The sequence below is a fragment of the Mesorhizobium sp. W067 genome (assembly GCF_054719525.1).
In genome coordinates, this window is the sequence record NZ_JBTTII010000001.1 from 1,198,172 (window position 1) to 1,220,453 (window position 22,282).

At 62.9% G+C, this 22,282-nt stretch carries 26 protein-coding genes and 1 pseudogene; 15 read left to right on the forward strand and 12 right to left on the reverse strand.

Annotation, left to right across the window (positions count from 1 at the left end):
• Nucleotides 1–80: 80 nt before the first annotated feature.
• The gene (sthA, locus tag ACYG97_RS05830; protein WP_023734155.1) at nucleotides 81–1,469 is read left to right on the forward strand and encodes a Si-specific NAD(P)(+) transhydrogenase; all 1,389 of its coding nucleotides are present in this window, start codon (nucleotides 81–83) and stop codon (nucleotides 1,467–1,469) included.
• Between the two features lie 57 nt (nucleotides 1,470–1,526).
• Here the strand turns inward: sthA and ACYG97_RS05835 are convergent, their stop codons facing one another.
• The gene (locus ACYG97_RS05835) at nucleotides 1,527–2,198 is read right to left on the reverse strand and encodes an alpha/beta hydrolase (RefSeq protein WP_245259901.1); all 672 of its coding nucleotides are present in this window, start codon (nucleotides 2,196–2,198) and stop codon (nucleotides 1,527–1,529) included.
• Between the two features lie 217 nt (nucleotides 2,199–2,415).
• On the opposite strand from ACYG97_RS05835, the gene ACYG97_RS05840 reads away from it, so the two are divergent.
• The gene (locus ACYG97_RS05840; RefSeq protein ID WP_023734154.1) at nucleotides 2,416–3,630 is read left to right on the forward strand and encodes an OpgC family protein; all 1,215 of its coding nucleotides are present in this window, start codon (nucleotides 2,416–2,418) and stop codon (nucleotides 3,628–3,630) included.
• 15 nt (nucleotides 3,631–3,645) lie between these two features.
• On the opposite strand, the gene ACYG97_RS05845 is transcribed toward ACYG97_RS05840, so the two are convergent.
• A complete protein-coding gene (locus ACYG97_RS05845; protein ID WP_023734153.1) occupies nucleotides 3,646–4,728 on the reverse strand; it encodes a LacI family DNA-binding transcriptional regulator in 1,083 nt (360 codons plus the stop codon).
• Nucleotides 4,729–4,874: 146 nt separating this feature from the next.
• On the opposite strand from ACYG97_RS05845, the gene ACYG97_RS05850 reads away from it, so the two are divergent.
• Both ACYG97_RS05850 and ACYG97_RS05855 read left to right on the forward strand, forming a co-directional pair.
• Nucleotides 4,875–5,018: a hypothetical protein gene (locus ACYG97_RS05850; RefSeq protein WP_023673015.1), complete on the forward strand. Its 144-nt coding sequence runs from the start codon at nucleotides 4,875–4,877 to the stop codon at nucleotides 5,016–5,018.
• Between the two features lie 63 nt (nucleotides 5,019–5,081).
• Nucleotides 5,082–5,225 (forward strand): hypothetical protein, encoded by a 144-nt coding sequence (locus tag ACYG97_RS05855; protein ID WP_023673014.1) that lies wholly within the window; start codon nucleotides 5,082–5,084, stop codon nucleotides 5,223–5,225.
• A gap of 39 nt (nucleotides 5,226–5,264) precedes the next feature.
• Here ACYG97_RS05855 and ACYG97_RS05860 read toward each other — a convergent pair whose 3' ends face one another.
• Nucleotides 5,265–5,639, reverse strand: coding sequence for a DUF423 domain-containing protein (locus tag ACYG97_RS05860; RefSeq protein WP_023673013.1), 375 nt, complete (start codon nucleotides 5,637–5,639; stop codon nucleotides 5,265–5,267).
• Nucleotides 5,640–5,682: 43 nt separating this feature from the next.
• Nucleotides 5,683–6,948, reverse strand: a complete 1,266-nt coding sequence (locus ACYG97_RS05865) for a multidrug efflux MFS transporter (RefSeq protein ID WP_023734152.1) — start codon at nucleotides 6,946–6,948, stop codon at nucleotides 5,683–5,685.
• A gap of 149 nt (nucleotides 6,949–7,097) precedes the next feature.
• Here ACYG97_RS05865 and ACYG97_RS05870 point away from each other — a divergent pair, with 149 nt between their 5' ends.
• Both ACYG97_RS05870 and ACYG97_RS05875 read left to right on the forward strand, forming a co-directional pair.
• The gene (locus ACYG97_RS05870; protein WP_023689520.1) at nucleotides 7,098–7,763 is read left to right on the forward strand and encodes a GntR family transcriptional regulator; all 666 of its coding nucleotides are present in this window, start codon (nucleotides 7,098–7,100) and stop codon (nucleotides 7,761–7,763) included.
• A 109-nt stretch (nucleotides 7,764–7,872) separates the two neighbouring features.
• Complete coding sequence (locus ACYG97_RS05875; protein WP_245259900.1) at nucleotides 7,873–8,106, forward strand: DUF982 domain-containing protein; 234 nt, start codon at nucleotides 7,873–7,875, stop codon at nucleotides 8,104–8,106.
• Nucleotides 8,107–8,178: 72 nt separating this feature from the next.
• On the opposite strand, the gene ACYG97_RS05880 is transcribed toward ACYG97_RS05875, so the two are convergent.
• The gene (locus ACYG97_RS05880; RefSeq protein ID WP_023673009.1) at nucleotides 8,179–8,337 is read right to left on the reverse strand and encodes a hypothetical protein; all 159 of its coding nucleotides are present in this window, start codon (nucleotides 8,335–8,337) and stop codon (nucleotides 8,179–8,181) included.
• Nucleotides 8,338–8,515: 178 nt separating this feature from the next.
• On the opposite strand from ACYG97_RS05880, the gene ACYG97_RS05885 reads away from it, so the two are divergent.
• Nucleotides 8,516–9,487 carry a glycosyl transferase family 90 gene (locus ACYG97_RS05885; RefSeq protein ID WP_023700560.1) on the forward strand — a complete coding sequence of 324 codons (972 nt, stop codon included), beginning with the start codon at nucleotides 8,516–8,518 and terminating at the stop codon, nucleotides 9,485–9,487.
• 20 nt (nucleotides 9,488–9,507) lie between these two features.
• Here ACYG97_RS05885 and ACYG97_RS05890 read toward each other — a convergent pair whose 3' ends face one another.
• Complete coding sequence (locus ACYG97_RS05890; RefSeq protein ID WP_023700559.1) at nucleotides 9,508–10,551, reverse strand: aldo/keto reductase; 1,044 nt, start codon at nucleotides 10,549–10,551, stop codon at nucleotides 9,508–9,510.
• 243 nt (nucleotides 10,552–10,794) lie between these two features.
• Here ACYG97_RS05890 and ppk2 point away from each other — a divergent pair.
• A pseudogene (gene ppk2 / locus ACYG97_RS05895) lies at nucleotides 10,795–11,699 on the forward strand (polyphosphate kinase 2).
• Between the two features lie 189 nt (nucleotides 11,700–11,888).
• On the opposite strand, the gene ACYG97_RS05900 reads toward ppk2, so the two are convergent.
• Both ACYG97_RS05900 and ACYG97_RS05905 read right to left on the reverse strand, forming a co-directional pair.
• Nucleotides 11,889–12,533: a dihydrofolate reductase family protein gene (locus ACYG97_RS05900; protein ID WP_023697456.1), complete on the reverse strand. Its 645-nt coding sequence runs from the start codon at nucleotides 12,531–12,533 to the stop codon at nucleotides 11,889–11,891.
• Between the two features lie 108 nt (nucleotides 12,534–12,641).
• The gene (locus ACYG97_RS05905) at nucleotides 12,642–13,337 is read right to left on the reverse strand and encodes a winged helix-turn-helix transcriptional regulator (protein WP_023682403.1); all 696 of its coding nucleotides are present in this window, start codon (nucleotides 13,335–13,337) and stop codon (nucleotides 12,642–12,644) included.
• A 176-nt stretch (nucleotides 13,338–13,513) separates the two neighbouring features.
• Between ACYG97_RS05905 and ACYG97_RS05910 the strand changes: the two genes are divergently transcribed.
• Nucleotides 13,514–13,840: a DUF1330 domain-containing protein gene (locus ACYG97_RS05910; protein WP_023673003.1), complete on the forward strand. Its 327-nt coding sequence runs from the start codon at nucleotides 13,514–13,516 to the stop codon at nucleotides 13,838–13,840.
• Between the two features lie 140 nt (nucleotides 13,841–13,980).
• A complete protein-coding gene (locus ACYG97_RS05915) occupies nucleotides 13,981–14,745 on the forward strand; it encodes an imm11 family protein (RefSeq protein ID WP_023693251.1) in 765 nt (254 codons plus the stop codon).
• A 3-nt stretch (nucleotides 14,746–14,748) separates the two neighbouring features.
• Here the strand turns inward: ACYG97_RS05915 and hemB are convergent, their stop codons facing one another.
• The 3 genes from hemB to ACYG97_RS05930 all read right to left on the reverse strand — a co-directional run bounded on the left by hemB (nucleotide 14,749) and on the right by ACYG97_RS05930 (nucleotide 16,397).
• Entirely contained in the window at nucleotides 14,749–15,804 is a 1,056-nt protein-coding gene (gene hemB, locus ACYG97_RS05920) for a porphobilinogen synthase (protein WP_023693252.1), read from the reverse strand.
• Nucleotides 15,805–15,892: 88 nt separating this feature from the next.
• Nucleotides 15,893–16,171: a hypothetical protein gene (locus ACYG97_RS05925; RefSeq protein WP_460221563.1), complete on the reverse strand. Its 279-nt coding sequence runs from the start codon at nucleotides 16,169–16,171 to the stop codon at nucleotides 15,893–15,895.
• The gene (locus ACYG97_RS05930; RefSeq protein WP_245260846.1) at nucleotides 16,146–16,397 is read right to left on the reverse strand and encodes a pyridoxamine 5'-phosphate oxidase family protein; all 252 of its coding nucleotides are present in this window, start codon (nucleotides 16,395–16,397) and stop codon (nucleotides 16,146–16,148) included. Before ACYG97_RS05930 ends, ACYG97_RS05925 begins: the two co-directional genes overlap by 26 nt.
• A 179-nt stretch (nucleotides 16,398–16,576) precedes the next feature.
• Here ACYG97_RS05930 and ACYG97_RS05935 point away from each other — a divergent pair, with 179 nt between their 5' ends.
• The 3 genes from ACYG97_RS05935 to ldtR all read left to right on the forward strand — a co-directional run bounded on the left by ACYG97_RS05935 (nucleotide 16,577) and on the right by ldtR (nucleotide 18,752).
• Complete coding sequence (locus ACYG97_RS05935; RefSeq protein ID WP_023734151.1) at nucleotides 16,577–17,614, forward strand: enoyl-CoA hydratase/isomerase family protein; 1,038 nt, start codon at nucleotides 16,577–16,579, stop codon at nucleotides 17,612–17,614.
• Nucleotides 17,611–18,033, forward strand: coding sequence for a DUF6163 family protein (locus ACYG97_RS05940; RefSeq protein ID WP_023734150.1), 423 nt, complete (start codon nucleotides 17,611–17,613; stop codon nucleotides 18,031–18,033). Before ACYG97_RS05935 ends, ACYG97_RS05940 begins: the two co-directional genes overlap by 4 nt.
• A 203-nt stretch (nucleotides 18,034–18,236) precedes the next feature.
• A complete protein-coding gene (gene ldtR / locus ACYG97_RS05945; RefSeq protein WP_023672997.1) occupies nucleotides 18,237–18,752 on the forward strand; it encodes a transcriptional regulator LdtR in 516 nt (171 codons plus the stop codon).
• Here the strand turns inward: ldtR and ACYG97_RS05950 are convergent, their stop codons facing one another.
• Complete coding sequence (locus tag ACYG97_RS05950) at nucleotides 18,753–19,004, reverse strand: hypothetical protein (RefSeq protein WP_023711543.1); 252 nt, start codon at nucleotides 19,002–19,004, stop codon at nucleotides 18,753–18,755.
• A gap of 127 nt (nucleotides 19,005–19,131) precedes the next feature.
• Between ACYG97_RS05950 and ACYG97_RS05955 the strand changes: the two genes are divergently transcribed.
• Nucleotides 19,132–20,385, forward strand: a complete 1,254-nt coding sequence (locus ACYG97_RS05955; protein WP_023711542.1) for a L,D-transpeptidase family protein — start codon at nucleotides 19,132–19,134, stop codon at nucleotides 20,383–20,385.
• Nucleotides 20,386–20,568: 183 nt separating this feature from the next.
• Nucleotides 20,569–22,215, forward strand: coding sequence for a Na+/H+ antiporter (locus ACYG97_RS05960; protein WP_023734149.1), 1,647 nt, complete (start codon nucleotides 20,569–20,571; stop codon nucleotides 22,213–22,215).
• The last annotated feature ends 67 nt before the right edge of the window (nucleotides 22,216–22,282 follow it).

Genomic DNA, 22,282 nt, shown 5'->3' on the forward strand with positions numbered 1-22,282 from the left:
GCGGTTGAGCCGATTGAATTTGGTGGACGGATGGCGTTAGCTTGCTGCGGCGCAACAAGACGCCGAGGGGACGGGGTTACATGGATTACGACATGCTGGTCATCGGCAGCGGCCCTTCCGGGCGCCGCGCCGCGGTGCAATCGGCAAAGCTCGGCAAATCGGTGCTGGTGGTCGACAGGGGCCGGCGCCTCGGCGGCGTCTCGGTGCACACCGGCACCATCCCGTCGAAGACGCTGCGCGAGACGGTGCTGAACCTGTCCGGCTGGCGCGAGCGGGGCTTTTACGGCCGCGGCTACCGGGTCAAGCAGGACATCTCCATCGCCGACCTGGTCGAGCGGCTGCACAAGACGCTCGACCACGAGGTCGAGGTGCTGCAGCACCAGTTTATGCGCAACGCCGTCAAAAGCGTCCGCGCCATGGCGAAATTCGTCGGCCCAAACAAGGTCAGCCTGACGGCAGACAATGGCGACTACTCGGAGGTTGGTTTCACCAATGCGCTGATCGCGGTCGGCACCAGGCCGCACCGGCCGCGCGACTTGCCTTTCGACAAGATCCGCGTCTTCGACAGCGATGAGATGCTGGAACTCGACCATCTGCCGCGCACGCTGACGGTGATCGGCGCCGGCGTCATCGGCGTTGAATATGCGACGATCTTTTCGGCGCTCGACGTACCGGTGACGCTGGTGGAGCCGCGCAACACCATCCTCGATTTCGTCGACCGCGAGATCGTCGACGACTTCATCCACCAGATGCGCGACCGCGGCATGACCATTCGCCTCGGCAGTACGGTCAAGGAAATCGTCTCAAAACCCGACTATGCCGAAGTGACGCTCGCCGATGGCCGCACCATCCGCTCCGAGATCGTGCTTTACGCCGCCGGCCGCAGCGGCAATCTCGGCAGCCTCGGCCTCGACGTGGTCGGCATCGAGGCCGATTCCCGGGGCCGCATCAAGGTCGATCCGCAGACCTTCCAGACCAGTGCGCCCAACATCTATGCCACCGGCGACGTCATCGGTTTCCCCAGCCTTGCCTCGACATCGATGGAGCAGGGCAGGGTGGCCGCCTGCCACGCCTTCGGCGTGCAACTGCCACCGCCGCCGGAAACCTTCCCCTATGGCATCTACGCCGTGCCGGAAATCTCCACCGTTGGTCAGTCGGAGGAGCAGGTGCGCGAGAGCGGCGCTGCTTATGAAGTCGGTCTGGCGCGGTTCCGCGAAACCTCGCGCGGCCACATAATGGGCGTCAACTCCGGCTTTCTGAAACTGCTGTTCTCGGTCGAAACGCGCCGCCTGCTCGGCGCCCACATCGTCGGTGAAGGCGCCACCGAACTGATCCATATCGGCCAGGCGGTGATCAACCTCGGCGGCACGGTTGATTTCTTCGTCAACAACACCTTCAACTATCCGACGCTGGCCGAAGCCTACAAGATCGCCGGGCTCGATGCCTGGAACCGGATGGGACAGGGCTAGGCGACGAGCATCTGCTCAGCCGTTCCGCCGGGCGCCGATGCGGTCTACCAAGGTCTCTTAGCCTGCCTGGCGTGCGACCAATGCTGGTCCCGCCAGCCATTGCCGGACGATGGCGGCATCCGGGTCGCCGATTTCGTGACCTGAAGGCACGATGCGCGCATCGACCTCGGCGCCATGTTTGTTGAGCAGCCTCACCAGTGGCGGCGCAAACGGCCCGTAGGTCTCGTCCGCGGCACCAGCGACAATCAGGACGCGCCTTCCTGTCAGATCGGTTGCCGGCGCATCGTCAAGCACGGGCATTGCTCTCAGCAACGCCGCTTTTCGGACGAGGCCGGAGTTGAGCAGCATCAGGCTGGAAACCAGATTGGCGCCGTTGGAATAGCCGAGGAAAGTCGCCCGGGCGAGGTCGAGCCCGTGGCGCTTTGCGGCCTCGCTTGCGAAGGCGGCAAAGTACGATGTTTCGGCACGGATGCTCGCCTGTTCGAAACTGGTCGGCGTGATCCGCTCGAACCAGCGGAAGCCGTCTTCTTGGCGGATGCGGCCACGCACCGCGACCAGCGTGGCGTTAGGGGCGATCTGCCTCGCAATCGGGACCATCGTCGTTTCGTCGACACCCGATCCGTGCAGTAAAAACAGGCTCTCGCCGCCGGCATTCTCCGGCTTGAGGAGGCGGTAGGGAAAGGCCAGATCCTGATGCAGAAAGGCGTTCTCGTCGCTATATCGATGCACGCTCATATCTCGTTGTTTTCACGGAGACATTGGTCCTTTGCCAGCTTCAAAACGGAATATTTTCACGCTCCGCCAAATGTGATTGCAACAGGCTCATTTCAGACCGTTTCTGCGCCGATATGCTCCCTGCGGGAGGAATCGAAGCGGTGTGCGCCGATGGTCGCATCCCGGCATGAACAACGCGAGCATCCTTGCTCTCCTTTGAGGCCTTTTGTCGATGACCCTGCCAGTCCCGCCCGATCGCGCCCCGCGTATCGCCGATCGCGCTCCGCGTATCCCCGATCGCGACACGCGCATTGACGTGTTCCGTGCGCTCGCACTCCTGACCATCTATATCGACCACGTGCCGGGCACCGTCTTCGAAACGCTGACCTACAAGAATTTCGGATTCTCGGACGCGGCGGAAGCCTTCGTGCTGATTTCCGGCATGTCGGTCGCACTCGCATATGGCAACAAGTTCCAGCCGGGCGGCCGGCTGCTGGCGATGTTGAAGATGTGGCGCCGGGCCGGCGTGCTTTACAGTGCCCACATCGTCACCACCATGGTTGTGATGGCGTTGTTCTGCGCCGCGGCGGTGTACGGCCGGCGGCCGGAACTGCTCAAGCTGATCAACATCGAGCCGCTGATGAAGAACACGCCGGAGGTCATGATCGGCATTGTCACGCTCGGCCACCAGCTTGGCTACAACAACATCCTGCCGGTCTATGCGGCGCTGCTGTTGATGGCGCCGCTTTTCCTGCTCTTCGTCAGCTACCGGCCGCTGCCGGCGCTGGTCTTTTCCGGCGCGCTGTGGCTTGCCGCCGGCCTCTGGCAGATCGCGCCGCCGAACTATCCCGAGCCCGGCTTCTGGTTCCTCAACCCGCTGTCCTGGCAATTCCTGTTCAACATCGGCCTTGCCGGCATGCTGCATGTCAGGCGCGGCGGCACAATTCCCGTCAATCGTTGGCTGGTGGGCGCCGCGGCGACCTATGTCGCGGCAGCGGCGGTCTGGGTGCACAGCCCGCTCTGGGGCGAGATAACGTGGTTTAACCTGCCCGTGGTGATCGGCGGCTTCGACAAGACGTTCCTGTCGCTGCCGCGGCTCCTGCACATATTGGCGGTGAGCTATCTGATCGTCGCCCTGCCGGCTTTCTCGAACCTGTTCCGTCTTAGCCCGGATCATCCGCTAGCACTGCTCGGCAAGCGCTCCTTGCCGGTGTTCCTCGCCGGCACGCTGATCGCCATGGCGGCGCAGGTGATGAAGCTGATCAATCCGGGCGGCTTTGCCTATGACGTCTTGCTGATTTCGGCCGGCATCGCCATGCAATTCGCGCTCGCCTTCTATCTTGAGTGGCTGTCCGGCATCGGCTTGGGCAAAAAGCCGGTTCGCAAAGAAGCGCCAGCCGTTCACCAGACCTTCGGCATGCCCGCGATGCCAAGGCTAAGCCGATGATCCCACATCAGCCGCCTAGCTAGCAGGCGAGGGGCCGGACGACCCCCGCACCACAAGATCAACCGGCAGCAATTGCCGGTGCTGCGAGCCGTCATTTTCGAGGATCGCCTTGACGGCCAGCCGGCCCATCTCGGCGATCGGCTGGGCGACAGTGGTTAGTGGCGGCTCGGAGTCGGCGCCTTCCGGCACGCCGTCGAAGCCGACGATTGACACATCGCCCGGCACGGCAATGTTACGCTCGCGCAGCCAGTCGAGCGCATGCAGCGCGATCTTGTCCGACATGGCCAGGATTGCCGTCGGCGTCTGCGGCAGCGCGAAAATATGATCGAGGCCGGCCCGCACGCTCGCCTCGTCATTGAGGGTTTCGTAGATTGGCACTTGCGAGACGTCGATGCCGAAGCGGGAGAGCTCGCCGAAATAGCCACGCAGACGGTCGCGTGTGCCCGAGTAGAGGGATGTCGTCTCGACTTGCTCCTGCGTGACGGGACCAAAGCCAGCGTCGGCAGATTCCAGGGCGAGTACGGCAAAGCTGCGATGGCCGAACTCGGCCAGATGGCGCGCCGCCAGACCTGCGCCGGCGACGTTGTCGACGCCGATCGCAGCGACCGCCTCATTTTCCGAATCGAGATCAAGCGCCACGAAAGGCAGTTTGCGTTCGCGCGCCAGTTCGACCAGCCGCGACCCACCCTCGATGCAGAACACGATGAAGCCGTCGACTAGGGCGCTCTGGATGTTCCAGGCGAGCTGCTCGCTGTTGGCGGCCGAGACCAGCGAAATTCCGGCGCCGGTGGCGTCGCAGGCCTGCGAAATGCTGGCCATCATGACGCGGGCAAAGGGATCGTCGAAGAAATAGGACAATGGTTCTGCCGTTGCCACGCCGATGGCGTTGGCCTTGCCGGCGCGCAGCAGCCGGCCCTTGGGATCCGGGCCGGCATAGCCCATCGCTTCCGCCGCCGCCTTGACCCGCTCGCGGACCTCTTCGCGCACGATCTCCGGGCGAGCGAACACGTTGGACGCGGTACCGTGCGAGACCCCGGCCGCCTTGGCGATGTCGGCAAGCCGCACTGGTCTCGTCTTGCCGGAGGTCAATGCCGTCATTTTCGTCTCCTGAACCGGAGCCTGTTTAGCACTTTCGTTGGATCGGTTCAAATTTTCCCTTGATCGGACGGCGGAGAGGGTCTATATTTGAATCGATCCAAGGGATTCACCAAGTATAACTTGGATCGATTCAAGAGGAGGGTGCCGTGCATCCCGTGAATTATCTGTTCGAAGACATCTACGGCAATGATTGGGGCATAGTCTCCGACGCCGCCACCCGCAGGCGCCGCGACAAGGTCGGGCCGTGGAGGCGTGACCTGCAATACCTTGTGAAACGCAAGCGCAGCTGATCGGCCCCGGCATTTTCGTGCCAGCTGATTGGATCGATTCAAGTTCTTGAAGAGGAGACGAACATGCATCCCGTGAAGCATCTGTTCGAAGACATTTATCGCAATTACTGGGGTATCTCGCCTGCCACGGAGCAGCCGGAAAGGCGGCGGCCGACCAAGTCTGCCAAGCGCAACCGCGACCTGCTGCCGCAAAACCGGCAGGATTAAGCCTCGTGTGATATCTGATGGGACAGGGTTCTTGGCTCGTCAGGACCGTTGCCGCACGAGCGCCGAGGCCGCGATCACCAGCCAGCCCGCGATGAGCAAGGTGCCGCCGATCGGCGCCGACATCGGGAACAGCCGCGATCCCACGAAATCCCGTGCCAGCAGATCGCCGCAGAACAGAACAAGCCCGACGAGCAGCACCAGGCTGCCGATCCGCAAGATCCGGTTTGCGCCGGCGAGGCCGACGGCCAAAAACACCGGCGCATGCATGAGCAGGAAGGATGCGGCCGTGCCGACGAAGGCGCCGCCGAGATGCGCTGATGCCGCCGACAGCGCCACGCCCGCCGCGCCGGCAATGCCGCCGGCGAAAACGAGGATGCGCGCGCTGTTTGCTGGTGCTGACTCGGCGATGCTCATGTCTCGGGCTCCGTGATTGACGATAGGCGGCGCGACCTGTCTGTCAGGATTTTTCCGATATCGCCAGCATGTCGCGCGTGCGGCGCGCCTGGGCCAGCCAATTATACGCGGCACCGCCCGCCATCAGCAACGACGTGCCGAGAAACACCGCGCGCATGCCGAAATGGCCGCCGACGAAGCCGCCCAGCAGCGGCCCCGCAACCTGGCCGACATATTGCGCCGAGATTGCCAGGCCCAGCACATTGCCGCCGACCCCATCGGGAACATTGTGGCGGATGACGCTGGTGATGCAGGGCAACAGCCCGCCCAGCACCAGACCCATAAGGAACCGCAGCCCGACCAACTGCCAGCTCTCGGTGACGAAGGCCTGCGGTATCAACAGCAGCGCCGAGACGGCCAGCGATGCGACGATGACGTTCCAGTGGCCGATGCGGTCGGCGAGTTTGCCCAGCCGTGACGCCGACAGGATGGCGCCCAGCGCCGCCGCCGACATGACGACACCTGAGACCAGGGTCACCCGGCTTGCCTCCGCGACCAGTTGCTGGACGTAAACGGTGATGATCGGCTCGATCGACATGTTGGCGAAGGTGAACAGCATGCCGGTCGCCAGCATGGCCACGACAGGGCGTTTGTCGGGGATCTGCGCCCAACTTCCCTTTGGTTTCTCCTCGCGTTTTGCCTGTACTGGCGGGCGAGGCATCTCCTTTATCAGGAACGTCGTCGCCAGCGCCGCCAGGAAAATGACGCCGCCCGCGATGAGGAAGGTGGCGCGAATACCGATCAATGGCGGCAGCGCGCCGCCAAGCAACGGGCCGACCAGGGAGCCTGCGGTGATGCCGGCCGACAGCACGCCAAGCGCCCAGCCGGAGCGCTCCTTCGGCGTCTGCATGGCGACAAGGATCGTCGAGCCTGAGGAATAACCGCCGGCAAAGCCGATCAACAGGCGCAAAAGCACCAATTGCCAGACGGTCTGCACCATGCCGGTCAGCGACATGCAGATCGCCATGCCGAAACTGGCGCGCACCAGCATCACCTTGCGGCCGTAGCGGTCGCCGAGCCGCCCCCACAGCGGTGCGACAAGGGCCGCGGCAAGGAAGGTGGCGCCGAAGGCGATGCCGGACCATTGCACGATCGCCGCGTGGCCCAGGGCGCCCAGCTGTTCGACATAGAGCGGCAGGAACGGCAGCAACAGCGTCATCGCCACAAGCGTGCTGAACGATCCGGCAAAGCACACGAGCAGGTTGCGCCGCCAATGAATGTTGTAGGTGGAAGGCGCTTCGGCGGCCTGCGCTGCACTGTCCTGCGGCATGTCCTGTCCTGTCCGCTTGCTGCGGATACCATTTTGGGATACCAACTTGGTACCTCATGGACGCAAAGCCCGGCTGCTGTCAATCAGGCGCTCTCAATGTGATCGGCAAGACCAACGGGCAAGGCCGATCGCCAGCAATGGAAGCAACTATGTCGCAGATGCAGATCGTCGAAAAAGCGCTTCGCGAGATGATCCTTGGCCTCGAGGTCGGTCCTGGCGAGCGGCTGACGGAGCGCTGGATCGAGAGCCGCTTCGGCGCCTCGCGCACGCCGGTCAGGGCAGCCCTGCTGCGGCTGGAGACGGAAGGGCTGATCTGCCGTGACGGGCGCGGCTGGACCGTGTCGCCGATCAACCTTGCCGAACTGGAACAGATCGCGGTGTACCGCGAAGCGGTCGAGGTCGCGGCGGTCAGGCTGACTTCGGCGCTGGCCGACAGGAGCGCAGCCGATGTCATCGAGGCGATGCTGGACTCCTGCGACACTGCCACGCCGCGCGAGGAATGGCACCGCGTCGGCATGGATTTCCATATCGAACTGGCGCGGCTCTCCGGCAACGAGTTCCTGTTTCGGGCCGTGCGCGATGCCATGACGCGGCTGTCGCGGGCGCGCTGGCTGGAGGTGCGCGACGAGGCGGCCCTTGGCCGCGCCTGGAGCGAGCATCACGCCATTCTGGCGGCGGTGCGGGCCGGCGATGCCGATGCGGCGGCGGCGCGACTTTCCGCCCATATCGCCGGCAGCCGCGCTCGCCTGGTGACGTCGTTGCACAATGACCGGCGCGGCCTGCGCGCCAGGGGTTTTGCCGTCGTCGCCGCTTGATACTGGTCACGAAAACGAAAGAACGCCGTCGCGATCCGCTTTCGGCCTCGCTTCGCGGACGCCGATGGCGTAAGAGGCGCCCATGGAAAACAACCGATTTGAAACACCCGTGACCGTTAAGTCGGGCACGGAGGGAAGCACTCAGCTCTTGCGTACGGTGCGCGAGGCTTCCGATTACCTGCTCAACAGCTGGCCCGGCAAGCGCAGCCCCAAGCACCGCGAAGCGCTGCAGGCCTGCCATGACGCGCTGGCCGGCGACAAGCCGGCGATGATCGCAAGACGCGCCTTCATCGCCGCCGCGCGCGAGGTCAACGTCTTCGTCAGCGACAAGGCCCCGGCCTGATCACATCGGCCTGATCAGACCGGCATTTTGCCAGGATCCGGCCCGTTTCGTGGGCCGGTGATCCTGTCTTGCCTATTTTTCTGTTTCGGTGTCGGTTTTCGAACTTGCCTCGTTCTCAGGCTCGGCGCGCTCCTTGGCCGCGACCTTGGCGGCGAGCTTCTCCGCCTTCTTGGCGGCCTTCTGCCGGTCGCGCTCTTTGCGTTCCTGACCGTAATTCGGTGGTCGAGCCATATCGTTTCCTTTCGCTGTGCCTGATCCTGCCTAGAAGCATTGGCCGGCAAACACAACAGCGCCGCGAGGGCAGATGCCAGCGGTTCTGGACTTGCGTGATGGCGAACACAATGGTTTAGAAAAGGCTGCGGGACAGTTGCTGGAGCCGCCGCCGACCGATTTCGAATCAAAACGACCGATGGCCACGCTTCAAAGAAACGCACAGAAGCTGATCTACTATGCGCGCAACGCCATGCGCGACATCGCGCCGCCGGTTCTTTTCCGGCGCCGGCTCGGCCGGCTGCTCGATCAGGCCAGGCTTTCCGACGCATCGGTCCGCCAGCGGCTCAATTACTACAACACGCTGCGGGAGCCTTTTAGCCCCAGCCCCGAGGCCGTGCCGGTCAGCCGGCTGCCGTCGGACCGCAGCATGTACTATTACGATCTGAAGGAGTTCACCCGTTATTTCGACCCAGATCTGCGCATCGACCTGGAATTCGGCGACGTCATCGAAGTGCCGAAGATGCCGTCGATCGTCAAGGACCGGCCGATAGCCGGCGACAACGGCAACGGCGTCCTGTTCAAGCTGAACAAGTTCCGTCATTTCTACATGCCGGCCGACGATGTCGCCTTCGCCGACAAGCATCCGCTCGTCGTTTGGCGCGGCGAACTCAACAATCCGATCCGCACCTTGTTGCTGGATGCAGCCCGCAATCTGCCGTTCTGCGATGTCGGCACGCCGAGGGCGACAGCACCTGCGGAATACCGCAAGCCCTATCTCAGCATCGATCAGCAGCGCCGCTACCGCTACATCATCTCGCTCGAAGGCAATGATGTCGCGACCAATCTGAAATGGATCATGAGCTCGAACTCGCTCTGCCTGATGCCGCCGCCGACTTACGAGACCTGGTTCGCCGAGGGGCAGCTCGAGCCCGATGTCCATTATGTGCCGCTGGCGCCCGACTTCAGCGATCTGGCCGAGCGGGTGCATCATCTCGAGCAGCATCCGGCCGAGGCCCAGCGCATCGTTGCGGCGGCCAACGCCTATTGCCGCAAATTCGCCGACGAGCGGGCCGAGCAGGCGATCTGCCTGCTCGTGCTCTACAAATATTTCGTGCTCAGCGGCCAGATCGAGCCCGATCCGCAGGTCTGGCGGTTTATCGCGGGCTAGCGGCTTCCGGCGCCCTTAAGTCAGATGACGCTGCGGTCCATAACCAGATCGGCCGGGCCGAAGCGGTCCTTCGCCGTAAACTGCTGGTGCCAGTAGGGATAGAGCACCGGCGGCCGGCTGACGGCATCGAGACGCTGGCGTTCATCAAAGGACAGCGTCAGGCTTGCCGCGGCGAGATTGTCTTTCAACTGGGCCTCGTTGCGTGCGCCAATCACCAGCGAACTGACGGCCGGCCGGCCAAGCAGCCAGGCCAGCGCCACCTGGGCCGCCGAGACGCCGCGAGTGGCGCCGATGTCGACCAGCACGTCGACGATCCGCCACAGCCGGCCCTCGTCGCGGATCGGCGGTTCCGACCAGCCGCCGATCTGGCGCGCCGTCGGACTGTCGCGGCGGTATTTGCCCGACAGCAGGCCGCCGGCGAGCGGGCTCCACACCAGCACGCCAAGGCCCTGGTCGACCGAAATCGGCAAGAGCTCATACTCGGCCTCGCGTGCTTCCAGCGTGTAGTGGATCTGCTGGGTGACGAAACGCGGCTGGTGCTGGCTGTCGCTGATGCCGAGCGCCTTCATGACCTGCCAGCCGGAATAGTTGGAGCAGCCGACATAGCGGATTTTGCCCTGGGCAACCAGCGTGTCGAGCGCGGAGATGGTTTCCTCGAGCGGCGTCGCGCCGTCCCATTCGTGCAGGAAATAGATGTCGATGACATCGGTCCTGAGGCGCTTCAGGCTCTTCTCGCATTCGCGGATCAGATGATGGCGCGACAGGCCTTCGTCATTGGGGCCCTTGCCGATCCGCATGCGCGCCTTGGAGGCGATCAGCACGTCGTTCTTGCGCTTGCCGCCGAGCGCCTCGCCGATGATCTCTTCCGACAGACCGTTGGAATAGACATTGGCGGTGTCGATGAGATTGATGCCGGCATCGATGCAAGTGTCGATGATGCGCGAGGCCTCCGCGAGATCGGAATTGCCGACGGCGGCGAACGGCCCGCTGCCGCCGAAGGTCATGGTTCCCAAGGTCAGCGCCGAAACTTTCAAGCCGGAACGGCCAAGCGTGCGGTATTCCATGTCAGATCCTCGTAGTTTTGGTGGGGAGGCGGTTTTAGCAGGAAAGGGCGGGGAAGCCCGAAGGGGTCCGCCAATTGTAGGACAATTTGAGCGGCTTGTCGCCATCCCAGGGCGATGGATCGGCAATGCTCGCTGGTTTGCAGTGATGACCGGCTGGCCGGCGGCTTGCAATAAAACCGTCATTGGCGGCCTATATCGAGTCGGCTCAGGGTTTCATGCCAGCCGGCAAGCGGAGCAGTGGAAATGACCGAGTTGAAGCAGAATTCTCCGGCCAGGGATTGGCTGGAAGCCGAACTCGCCGACATGCTCGACGAGGACTATGAGCTTGAAATGTCGGAGCCGGCGCTGTCGCTGGAGATCTCCAAGATCTACAAGAACGCGCATCCGCCGTCGATCGACCGCATGCAGTATTTCCGCGACCTGATCGGCTTGCAGTCGGAACTGATCAAGCTGCAGTCCTGGGTCGCCTACCACAAGAAGAAGCTGGTGGTGGTTTTCGAAGGACGCGATTCCGCCGGCAAGGGCGGCGTCATCAAGTCAACCCGCGCATCTGCCGCGTCGTGGCGCTGCCGGCGCCGACCGAGCGCGAAAAATCGCAGTGGTATTTCCAGCGCTACGTGCCGCATCTGCCGGCCGGCGGCGAGATCGTGCTGTTCGACCGCTCCTGGTACAACCGCTCCGGCGTCGAGCGGGTGATGGGCTTTGCCGAACCCGATCAGGTCGAAGAGTTCTTCCGCGACGTGCCGGAGTTCGAGCGCATGCTGGTCCGCTCCGGCGTCACGCTGGTCAAATACTGGTTCTCGATCACCGACGAGGAACAGCAGATGCGCTTCATGATGCGCATCCACGACCCGATGAAGCAGTGGAAGCTGTCGCCGATGGACCTGCAGTCGCGCGTGCGCTGGGAGCAGTACACCAAGGCCAAGGAAGAGACGTTTGCCCGCACCAACATCCCAGAGGCACCGTGGTACATCGTCGAAGGCAACGACAAGAAGCGGGCGCGGCTGAACTGCATCGACCATCTCCTCAAACAGCTGCCCTATGAGGACGTGCCGCACGAAGAAATCACGCTGCCCGAGCGGGTGTTCAACCCGGAGTACGAGCGCCAGGTCCTGCCGCGCGAGCTTTACGTGCCGGAGAAGTATTGAGCACTTTTCCTTCTCCCCGTTTCACGGGGAGAAGGTGCCCGAAGGGCGGATGAGGGGCAGCGCCGGCATCGACGAATTCACAGCCGTCGGACGCTGCTAACCTCCAAAAGCAGCGCTGCCCCTCATTGCCTGCCGGGCATTTCTCCCCGTAGAACGGGGAGAAAGAAGCCTGCGCCTATCACTTCGCCACTACACCCGCTTGATCGTCACATGCGTGGCGAGCGCTGTCGCCACCTGCTCGGTGCACTGGTAACCCAGCTTCAGCATATCCAGCCCGGCAAACAGGCTCTCGCCCCTCCCGAGCAACACCGGCGACACCGCCAGATGCAACTCGTCGATGAGCTTCTCTTGCAGATATTGCCGGATGGTGGAAACGCCGCCGCCGACGCGGACATCCTTGCCGCCGGCCGCGGCCTTTGCTTGTTCGAGCGCGGCGTGGATGCCGCCGGCAACGAAGTGGAAAACGGTGCCGCCTTCCATCACAATGGGGTCGCGCTTGTAGTGGGTCAGCACGAAGGTCGGCACGTGATAGGGCGGGTTGTCGCCCCACCAGCCTTTCCAGCTCTCGTCTGGCCATTCGCCACGGATCGGGCCGAACATGTTGCGGCCGAGGATCCAGGCCCCGACATTGTCGAAGCTGCGGACAGTGAACCGGTCGTCCACATCGGTGGTGCCGCCATCCTTGCCGACCATCTCATGGAAGGTGCGGGTGCCGGTCATCCATTTGTGCAGATATTCGCCACCAACGCCGAGCGGATTTTGCAGGTCCTGGTCAGGACCGGCGCCGAAACCGTCGAGCGACAAGGTGAAGGCATTGACGCGAAGTTTGGACATGGAGACTCCCTTTCGGTGACCAGTTGTGATTTGCAATCAGTATTCAAACTGATCATTTTGCAACTAGTATTTTTAGAGGCAAGCCGATCTGTGGAATGCGCAGGGACCTCAAGCCGCCACGCGCTTCGGCATCACCGCAAACGGGCTGAGCCCAAGCCAGATCTGCATCTTGCCGGCGACGTCGAGATCGCCGGTCAGGCTGATCTTGTCGCGTTCCTTGTGAACTGTCGTCAGCCCCATCCAGATCGAGGTCATGGTGCACAGATCGGTCGAGACGTAGAGATCGACGTCGAAGCCCGGATCGTACCAGCAAAGATCGACCTCGCCCTGCTTTTCGACGATCAGCCACCACGATCGTTTTGACGCCGGCAGGTCATGGTACAGGAATTGTATCACGGTGCGCCCGTCCGGCAGCGGACTGGGGTTCAGATTGCGCCGCATGTCCCACATCAGCAGCGACGGATCGAGGTTTTTGAGCGACAGCCTGGCCTCGACCCATTTCTGGCCCCAAAACCCCATCGCCTCGACAACCGGGCGCAAATCCCGGCCCGCCTCGGTCAGCCGGTATTCGAACACGCCCTTCTCGGTCGCGATCTCGGTCCGCTCGACGATGCCGCCGGCCTCGAGGTCCTTGAGCCGTTGCGACAGAAGGGTTGGCGACATTTTCGGCACGCCGCGGCGCAAATCGTTGAAGCGGGTCGATCCCGCCACCAGTTCGCGCAGCAGCACCATGGTCCAGCGTGTGCAGAGCAGCTCGGCGGCCATGGAGAGCGGGCAGAATTGCTTGTAACCGGCTTGTGTCATGTGGTGAGCTCCAAAAGATGTTGCCGGACCTTATTCAGAAAACCTGAGTTCAGCCAGTACAGAAGCTGTACTGGCACCCCCGGTACAGTTCTGTGACTGGAGCGGTCCGGCGCCGCCATGCGAGGCAGCGGTCACGTCACCGGGCAGTCCGGTGCCGATCCATGAGGAGTTGGACAATGACCGCTTACGTGATCGCAGACATCAAGGTGAAGGACGACAAATGGGTGCCGGCCTATGCCGCTTCGGTGCATGACCTCGTCCACAAGCATGGCGGCAAGTATCTCGCCCGCAGCGGCAATGTGAAGACGCTGGAGGGCAAGCCGCTCGACACCAGCCTGATCGCCATCATGGCGTTTCCGTCGGCAAAGGCAGCCGAAGCCTTCACCAACGATCCGCAATACGCTCCGTTTGTGGCGGAGCGCCGGAAGGGCAGCGACAGCCGCTTCCAACTGATCGACGATACCGATCTCGCTGGAACGATCCCTTATTTGCCGAAGGCGTGAGGAAAAGCCGGAACCCGGTGTATCAGGGTTCCGGCTAACCCTTCAGCATTTGCGCCACTTCGGGCGCGAAGCAGGTGGACGGGTACTCTCACGCGATTTAGTCTTGAACTCGAAAGTCGGTAAACTGAGCAGGCGCGCACGTGACCATTATTTCACTCATTGCAAAACTGTTTGCCAACCGGAACCGCCCGCAGAATAGGCCAGCTCAAGTCCCAGAGCGGGTTTTCCGCAAAGAGGCGAAATTCAAGAAACATGGAAAATTCTTCCAGATCGGACCGACATATCGCGGCGGGTCCCATTGTCTTCAGCTGGAAAACGCCCAAGCTTTGGTGCCGCCATCCCGCATACTGCTCGGGCCGACGGAGTTTGGGGGATACGGCTTTCCTGAGTACCCGGAGACGCCCAGGCTACGGCCTGAAGCGACAGACTATTGCAGGCCACCAAAAGACTTAGAAGATTTTCATTGTTACTGGCTTGTATCCGAGCGCCTGAAGGACGTTCTGCAGTCAGTCGACCCCGATGGGGTCGTGTTTAACGACTGCGACGTATTCTATTTGAGCGGAAAGCCGATCGAACCAAAGCACTACCTTTGCGACATCGTTCGCAAGATTGATGCCGTGGATCTCGAATCGTCGAAGTTTAGGCTTTTGATCGGCGAGAATGGAGGCGTCCACTACGACCGCGCCGGAGGCGCCTGCTTCTATTTCAAGGAGGAGATTGTTGGCGATGCGCATATCTTCAAACAGAAGAACATGGGCATTGTCATTTGCACCCCCAAATTGAGAGAAGCCTGTGTTGAAGCAGGCATCAAGAATCCCGACTTGTTCCAAGACATGTCGGTTTACGGGAGCGGTCGGCTGGATTTCGAAACAAGAAATGTCAAAGAGAGTTATGTGCTGGAGTGAAATTTATCCCTTCAGCATCTGCGCCACTTCCGGCGCGAAGTAAGTCAGGATGCCGTCGCAGCCGGCGCGCTTGAAGGCGAGCAGCGATTCCAGCATCGCTTTCTCGCCGTCGATCCAGCCATTGGCAGCCGCCGCCTTGATCATCGAATATTCGCCCGAAACCTGGTAGGCGAAGGTCGGCATCTGGAACTCATCCTTCAACCGCCGGATGATGTCGAGATAGGGCAGACCGGGCTTGACCATCAGCATGTCGGCGCCCTCGGCGATGTCCTGCTCGGCCTCGCGCACCGCTTCGTCGGAATTGGCGTGGTCGAGATAGTAGGTCTTCTTGTCACCCTTGAGCAGGCCGGCGGTGCCGACCGCCTCGCGGTAGGGGCCGTAGAAGGCGGAGGCGAATTTCGTCGCATAGGACATGATCGCCACATCCTGAAAACCATTGGCGTCGAGCGCGTCGCGGATGGCGCCGATGCGGCCGTCCATCATGTCGGACGGCGCGATGATGTCGGCGCCGGCCGCCGCCTGGATGACGGCCGCGGCGGTCACCTGTTCCACCGTCTCGTCATTGACGATGATGCCGTCGCGCAAGATGCCGTCATGGCCGTGCGAGGTGAACGGGTCGAGCGCCGCATCGGTGATGATGCCGATCTCCGGCACCGCGTCCTTGATGGCGCGGGTGGCGCGGTTGATGATGTTTTCCGGGTCGAGGATGTGCGATCCCGTCTGGTCGCGCAGGCTGAGTTCAACATTGGGGAAGGTGGCGATCGCCGGAATGCCGAGCTTAGCGGCCCGCTCGGCCTCCTTGACGGCGAGGTCCAGCGACAGGCGGAAGACGCCGGGCATGGCGGCGATCGGCTCGCGCGTGTTCTTGCCGTCGATCACGAAGATCGGCCAGATCAGATCGTTCACCGTAAGCCGGTTTTCCTGCACCAGGCGGCGCGACCAGTCGGCCTTGCGCATGCGCCGCAAGCGGCGGCTGCCGGTGATCTCGTCGACGCTGCGCGCACCGGCGGGCTTTGCCGGTGCGAATTTGTTGCTCGTCGCGGGGGTGAATTTGTTCATCGCAAAAACTCCGGGTCGGGGCGGCTTTTACCACGAGGCCTTGCCGCTGACCAATGCGACACGATTGTGCCAGTCGATAACGCGCTGCTTACGGCTTCGGCGGCCACGCCAGCTCGGGGCCGGTTTTGAAGAACGACACATTGTTGGTGAAGATGCTCTCCGGGGCGAGCCGGATCAGGCGCCCGTCCGGATGGTCGATGTCGGCCACATTGTCGATGAACCAGCGGTTCCAGGTCGCCTCCGGGCCGAGATATTTGTGCAGCAGCCGTTTGAAGCGGTTCGGCGCCATCGCTTCGATGGTGGCGACGCCGCGCAGGCCGAGATGCAGCAGGATGCCGGCCTCACTGTCGAAATGGACGATCTCCACGGCGCAGCGGGTCACGTTCGAGGTGTTTGACAGCACTTGCCCCGGTCGAGCCGAGCAGCCAGATCGCAGCGTCCTCCCAGATGAACCACATCGGCGCGTTGCGCGGCGCGCCGTCAGCGGTCACGGTCGCCAGATTGGCCATCAGCGGGCGGCTGAGAACATCATCCGGGTCGAACTTTTTCGGCATCTCCCAGCCATGGCTCGGCGCTGCGGTTTCAAGCGTCATGCGTTTGTCCCTGCATCAGAAGAAAGGCTGTTTCGCCGGCAATTCTGCGCGCATTTCTGCCCGGGGCAAAGCACGGTCGCGTTGCATTGCGAAAATCCAAACCGCGCCCGCCGGTTGACGCACCCATGCGCCACCTTTAGCACTTCAGTCCCGCAGGCGCGGGGAGGGATTCTCTGACGATGGACTTTGGCGGCGGCGACGAGATCCGCTTCGAACGGTTGGGCAAGGCAGGCGTCGTCACGCTGACGCGGCCGCAGGCGCTCAATGCGCTGACACATCGCATGATCAAGGCGCTGGACAAGGCGCTCGACGCTTTTGAACGCGATACCGGCGTCGATGTCGTCGTCGTCAAGGCCGAGGGCAGAGCGTTTTGCGCCGGCGGCGACATCATGCACGTCTACGAGGCCCGCGCCGGGAAGCCGCCGGTCGAGTTCTTCGCCGACGAATACCGGCTCAACGCCCGCATCAACAGTTACAAAAAGCCCTATGTCGCGCTGATCGACGGGATCGTGATGGGCGGGGGCGTCGGCATCTCTTTCCACGGCTCGCAGCGCGTGCTGACCGAGAACGCCCAGTTCGCCATGCCCGAAGTCGGCATCGGTTTCTTCCCCGACGTGGGCGGCAGCCATCTGCTGCCCGACCTTGGCGGCAGCTACGGCATGTATCTGGCGCTGACCGGCAACCGCATTCGCTATGGCGATGCGCTGTGGTCGGGCCTGGCCACCCACACCATCAAGGCCGCCGACCAGGCTGCCTTTCTCGACCGGCTTTGCGCCAATGGCGATCCGGAATCGGTGCTGCGCGGCTTCTTCGTGCCGGCCCGGCGCGAAACCGCCCAGCCGGTGCTGGAAGCCATCGCCCGGCATTTTTCCCAACCGTCGCTCGCCGAAATCCTCGAGAGCCTGGAGCGGGCGGCAGGCGCCGACGAGTTTGCCGCCAAGACGCTGGCCACCATCCGCACCCGCTCGCCGACCAGCCTCAATGTCGCGTGGCGCCAGATCAGCGCCGGGCTGACGCTGTCGATGGAAGCCTGCATGAAGATGGAGTTCCGCATCCTCAACCGCATGCTGGCCGGGCACGACTTCTATGAAGGCATCCGCGCCGTCCTCGTCGACAAGGGTTCGACGCCGCAGTGGCGGCCGGCAAGCCTGGCCGAGGTCGACGCTGCTTCGGTGGACGCCTATTTCGCGCCGCTCGAACGGGAGCTCGAACTGTGAGCGAGGTCACGTCGCGGCGCATCGTGCTGCAGCCCTCGGGCGTCGAGATCATCTTCGCCTGGTTCCTGCGCGTCATAGCGGGCTATTGCCTGCTGTTCGGCATCCTGTACTGGATCCGGCTGATCGGTTTTTATCCCGGCCCGCTGTGGCGCTTCGACCTGATGCCGGTGCACTGGCAGGTCGTGGCGGTGATGCTGGCCGTGTTCTTCCCCTTCGCCGCCGCCGGCCTGTGGATGCTGGCGTCGTGGGGCCCGGTGATCTGGTTCATCTGTGCTGTCACCGAGACCATCATGTATGCCGGCTTCCCCGATCTCTACGGCCACCGGCCGCTGATCGTCTTCTCGCATGCCGCGGTCGCGCTGCTCTACATCGCCTTCCGCGTCGTCATCTGGATGCGCAAGCGCCCTGCGCGCGCCTGAAACGCCGCCCCGCAGCCATTGGGTAAATCTTTAGGTTAATTATCCTTGCTCGGGTGACCGTTCGTTAAGCGTCTTGCGAAACCTATTACCGGTAAGCTCTTGTTAGCCCTAGCGTTTAAGTCGAATTTTATGAGTATTCGATAGTGTCGCAATCAAGGTGAAAAACAAAAAATCACCAGGGCGACAAACGAGAGGCAAAGACAATGATCAATTCGCGTCCGGCGGCGAAGACCGCCAACGTATCCGACGATCGCCGCGAGGCTATCCGTTCGCTTTACATGGAATCGCTGCAGCTGGTGGAGCGTCTGCATCGCCGTCTGCTTGACGTGATCAAGGACGAGTTCGACCGCAACGGCCGTTCCGACATCAATGCCATCCAGGCGCTGCTTCTGTTCAATATCGGCAATTCCGAACTGACCGCCGGCGAGCTGCGCTCGCGTGGCTACTATCTCGGCTCGAACGTCTCCTACAATCTGAAGAAGCTGGTCGATCTCGGCTTCATCAACCACCAGCGCTCGCGCATCGACCGCCGTTCGGTCCGCGTTTCGCTGACGCCGAAGGGCAATGAAGTGGCGGAAGTCGTCGCCGGTCTCTATGAGCGCCATGTCGGCTCGATCGAACAGGTCGGTGGCATCAACAGCGAAGAGTTCAAGCAGATGAACCGCGCGCTGCAGCGCCTCGACCGCTTCTGGAACGACACGATTGCCTACAGGATGTAATCAGCGGGCCATTGAATAGCAGCTGCGCCGGAAGAAGCGCGGCCGGAGGCAAGTCTCAGCCAACAGGCCGGTGCCGAAAAGCACCGGCCTTTTCTTTTTCGAGCCGCCTGCGCTTCCAATTCGGCGCAAAGCCACGTTGCCGCCATATTCGCGGTGGAAGCGAGGGGTGTGGGTATGCGGCGGCGAAAGCTGTTCGCGCGCCTGTAAGGTCGCATCGCCGTCCGCTTTTGACGGCCAGGTGACGCAGGTCATGGTTGGCTAATTGTTAACAGTGCCAACTTTAAAGTGCGGGCGATATCGCCCAACATCGAGCACGTAGCCGAACGCTGCAACAGCCAAACGCTACAAGCCAAACACGACAAGAATGTCTGGAACGTCCATGAGAACCAGCCGCCGCTTTTTCCTTTCTGGAGCCTCCGCGCTAGCCGTCGCCATGGTTGCCAATGCCGCCAGCGCGCAGGATGTCATCGACGATATCCTGAAATCTTCGGCCCGCGGCAATTGGGACGACCAGTTCGACGCCCGCGCCTCGGAAGGCGGCAAGGTCGCCTCGACGCTGCCGATCTTCAGCCTGCAGACGGTCGCCTTCACCGAACAGGCGGTGGCGCAGTATCAGAACATCGTCGCCCAGGGCGGCTGGGGCGAGGTGCCGGCGACCAAGAAGCTGCAGCTTGGCGTCGACGATCCGGACGTGGTGCCGCTGCGCAAGCGGCTGATGATTTCGGGCGACCTGGCGCAGAGCGCCGGCATTTCGACGTCGTTCGATTCCTACGTCGACGCCGCGGTCAAGCGCTTCCAGGCGCGCCATGGCCTGCCGGCCGACGGCGCCATGGGCAAATACACTTATGCGGCGATGAACGTTTCGGCGCAGATCCGCCTCGGTCAGCTGCAGACCAACCTGGAGCGCCTGCGCGAAAAGGCCGGCACGCTGGGCAGCCGTTATGTGCTGGTCGATATCCCGGCGGCACAGATCGAGGCGGTCGAGAACGATCGCGTCGTGCTGCGCCACACCGCAATCGTCGGCAAGATCGACCGCCAGACCCCGGTGGTCAATTCCAAGATCAACGAGATCATCGTCAATCCTTACTGGAACGCGCCGGTCTCGATCGTGCGCAAGGACATCATTCCGCTGATGCGGAAGAACCCCGACTATCTCAAGGACAGCCACATCCGGCTGTTTGCGCCTGATGGCAGCGAAGTCGATCCGATGACTGTCGACTGGTCGACGGATGATGCCGCAAAATACCGCTTCCGCCAGGATCCGGGTTCCGGCAACGCCATGGCCTCGGTGAAGATCAACTTCCCCAGCCCCGACGGCGTCTACATGCACGATACGCCGCAGCAAAGCCTGTTCGGCAAGATGATGCGCTTCGATTCCTCGGGCTGCGTGCGTGTCCAGAACGTGCGCGACCTCGTCACATGGGTCCTGCGCGACACACCCGGCTGGGACCGCCAGCATTTCGAGGCGACCATCAAGACCGGCGAGAACACGCCGGTGCAGGTCGTCAACCCGGTTCCGGTCCACTTCCTCTATGTGTCGGCCTGGTCGACGGGTCCGGGCGTCGTGCAGTTCCGCGACGACGTCTACGCGCTCGATGGCGCCAGCGAACTGCAGATCACCTCTTCGCTCTAAGCTGCTGATCTCCTTCAGGAAAGGCCACCGCAAGGTGGCCTTTTCCGTTCGACATCCCAACAGAAGAAGACTGGTGGCCGCCAGCCATGCAGGCCATGAACACTGCCGGACGTTGCGCCGCAGGCCCATCTGGACGGACTAACGGCAATTGCGCATGGTCCTCAAAACAGCCGGAATCGCGCCATGCAGGTCGCAATCTTCATCCTCGCCGTGCTGGTCTTCGTCGCTCTTTCCGGCGCACTGGTGCGGTTGGTTCGGGTGCCGCTGCCGGTGCTGCAGATTGCCATCGGCGCCGCGCTCGCCTGGCCGGTGAAAGGCATCCATGTCGAGATCGACCCCGAACTCTTCCTGCTGGTGTTCATTCCGCCGCTTTTGTTCGGCGATGCCTATGGAGCGCCCAAACGCGAGCTGATCGCGCTGCGCGGACCGATCCTCGATCTGGCCATCGGGCTGGTCTTCTTTGCCATTGTCGGCTTCGGTTATGCCTTGCACTGGTTGGTGCCGAGCATCCCGCTGGTCGTCGCCTTCGCGCTCGCCGCCGTGCTGTCCCCGACCGACGCCGTGGCGGTGTCCTCGATCGTCGACAGAAGCCTGGTGCCGGCGCGGCTGATGCATATTCTGGAAGGCGAGGCGCTGCTCAACGACGCCTCGGGCCTGGTCATGTTCCGCTTCGCCGTCGCCGCCGCCGTGACCGGCAGCTTTTCCTTCGCCGATGCATCGCTGTCCTTCGTCTATGCCGTCGCCATCGGCATCCTGGCCGGCATCGCCGCGTTGTTCATCGCCGCCAGGCTGCTGCAGCTTCTGAATCGCATCGGGGGCGTTCCGGCCGAGGCGCAGGTTCTGGTCATGGTCCTGCTGCCCTTCATTGCCTATCTCGTCGCCGAACATCTGCATGCCTCAGGCATTCTGGCGGCGGTCACCGCCGGGCTTTTGACCGGCGGCTCCGGCGTCTTCCGCTTCCTCGGCGTCTCGGCGCGCATGCAGACGATCTCGCTGTGGACGACCTTGTCCTTCGTCTACAATGGCGCGCTGTTCATCGTGCTCGGCATGCAGCTTCCCGAAATCATCCACCGCGTGCCGCCCGAACTGACCGGCCATTACCCGATCATCCAGCCGGTCGCGACGGTGATAGCGCTGACGCTGTGCCTGATCGCGCTGCGCTTCCTCTGGATCTGGGTCGGCGATATCGCGGCAGGCCTCAAGGCAAAATGGGGAAAGCGCAAGGCCGAGCCGTTTGGCATCCGTGTGCGGCTTGCCGGCTCGGTGGCGGGCGTGCGCGGCGCGATCACGCTGGCCGGCATCCTCTCGCTGCCGGTTGCCATGCCGGACGGCTCGTCTTTTCCGGCGCGCGACCTGGTGATCTTCCTGGCCGCCGGCGTCATCATCTGTTCGCTCGCCATCGCCAGCGTGGCGCTGCCGAAGATAGCGCACGGACTCGTCGAGGCGGGCGAGGATGGCAGCGCCATCGAGGAGCGTCTCGCCCGCATCGGCGCCGCCAAGGCGGCCATCGCCCGCATCGAAAGCATGGCGGGCGCCAGCGACGACGACCAGGGCGAGGTGCCCGGCGCCAGGCTTGCCGCCGCCGAAAACATCGTCGCCGGCTACCGGCGCCGCATCGCCACTTCGGACGAGGCCGACGACGCCCGGGCAGAGGCCCGCGAAGCCGGGCGGCTGGAGCTCGAAATGCGGCTTGCCGGCATCGAGGCCGAGCGCATCGCCGTGCGCGACATGTTAAGCAGCGGCGCGATCAACGACCATACGGCGCGGGCGCTGTTTACCGAGATCACGCTCACCGAAGCCTTGCTGCAGGGGCGGCAGGAGCGAAAATAGCGGTTCAGGGCCGCTCTGGCGCAATCCGGCCAGCAAATTTCGCGCTGCAAACGTGGCGAGGCGAAAA

Excerpts from the sequence above, each read along its gene's own strand:
- ACYG97_RS05910 (WP_023673003.1), top strand. The coding sequence starts at position 13,514 with ATGACCGCTTACGTGATCGCAGACATCAAGGTGAAGGACGACAAATGG.
- ACYG97_RS05955 (WP_023711542.1), top strand. The coding sequence starts at position 19,132 with ATGAGAACCAGCCGCCGCTTTTTCCTTTCTGGAGCCTCCGCGCTAGCC.
- ACYG97_RS05950 (WP_023711543.1), bottom strand. The coding sequence starts at position 19,004 with ATGACCTGCGTCACCTGGCCGTCAAAAGCGGACGGCGATGCGACCTTA.
- hemB (WP_023693252.1), bottom strand. The coding sequence starts at position 15,804 with ATGAACAAATTCACCCCCGCGACGAGCAACAAATTCGCACCGGCAAAG.
- ACYG97_RS05840 (WP_023734154.1), top strand. The coding sequence starts at position 2,416 with ATGACCCTGCCAGTCCCGCCCGATCGCGCCCCGCGTATCGCCGATCGC.
- ACYG97_RS05855 (WP_023673014.1), top strand. The coding sequence starts at position 5,082 with ATGCATCCCGTGAAGCATCTGTTCGAAGACATTTATCGCAATTACTGG.
- ACYG97_RS05865 (WP_023734152.1), bottom strand. The coding sequence starts at position 6,948 with ATGCCGCAGGACAGTGCAGCGCAGGCCGCCGAAGCGCCTTCCACCTAC.
- ACYG97_RS05905 (WP_023682403.1), bottom strand. The coding sequence starts at position 13,337 with ATGACACAAGCCGGTTACAAGCAATTCTGCCCGCTCTCCATGGCCGCC.
- ACYG97_RS05880 (WP_023673009.1), bottom strand. The coding sequence starts at position 8,337 with ATGGCTCGACCACCGAATTACGGTCAGGAACGCAAAGAGCGCGACCGG.
- ACYG97_RS05960 (WP_023734149.1), top strand. The coding sequence starts at position 20,569 with ATGCAGGTCGCAATCTTCATCCTCGCCGTGCTGGTCTTCGTCGCTCTT.
- ACYG97_RS05900 (WP_023697456.1), bottom strand. The coding sequence starts at position 12,533 with ATGTCCAAACTTCGCGTCAATGCCTTCACCTTGTCGCTCGACGGTTTC.
- ACYG97_RS05890 (WP_023700559.1), bottom strand. The coding sequence starts at position 10,551 with ATGGAATACCGCACGCTTGGCCGTTCCGGCTTGAAAGTTTCGGCGCTG.
- ACYG97_RS05930 (WP_245260846.1), bottom strand. The coding sequence starts at position 16,397 with ATGACGCTTGAAACCGCAGCGCCGAGCCATGGCTGGGAGATGCCGAAA.
- ACYG97_RS05935 (WP_023734151.1), top strand. The coding sequence starts at position 16,577 with ATGGACTTTGGCGGCGGCGACGAGATCCGCTTCGAACGGTTGGGCAAG.
- ldtR (WP_023672997.1), top strand. The coding sequence starts at position 18,237 with ATGATCAATTCGCGTCCGGCGGCGAAGACCGCCAACGTATCCGACGAT.
- ACYG97_RS05885 (WP_023700560.1), top strand. The coding sequence starts at position 8,516 with ATGGCCACGCTTCAAAGAAACGCACAGAAGCTGATCTACTATGCGCGC.
- sthA (WP_023734155.1), top strand. The coding sequence starts at position 81 with ATGGATTACGACATGCTGGTCATCGGCAGCGGCCCTTCCGGGCGCCGC.
- ACYG97_RS05860 (WP_023673013.1), bottom strand. The coding sequence starts at position 5,639 with ATGAGCATCGCCGAGTCAGCACCAGCAAACAGCGCGCGCATCCTCGTT.
- ACYG97_RS05845 (WP_023734153.1), bottom strand. The coding sequence starts at position 4,728 with ATGACGGCATTGACCTCCGGCAAGACGAGACCAGTGCGGCTTGCCGAC.
- ACYG97_RS05870 (WP_023689520.1), top strand. The coding sequence starts at position 7,098 with ATGTCGCAGATGCAGATCGTCGAAAAAGCGCTTCGCGAGATGATCCTT.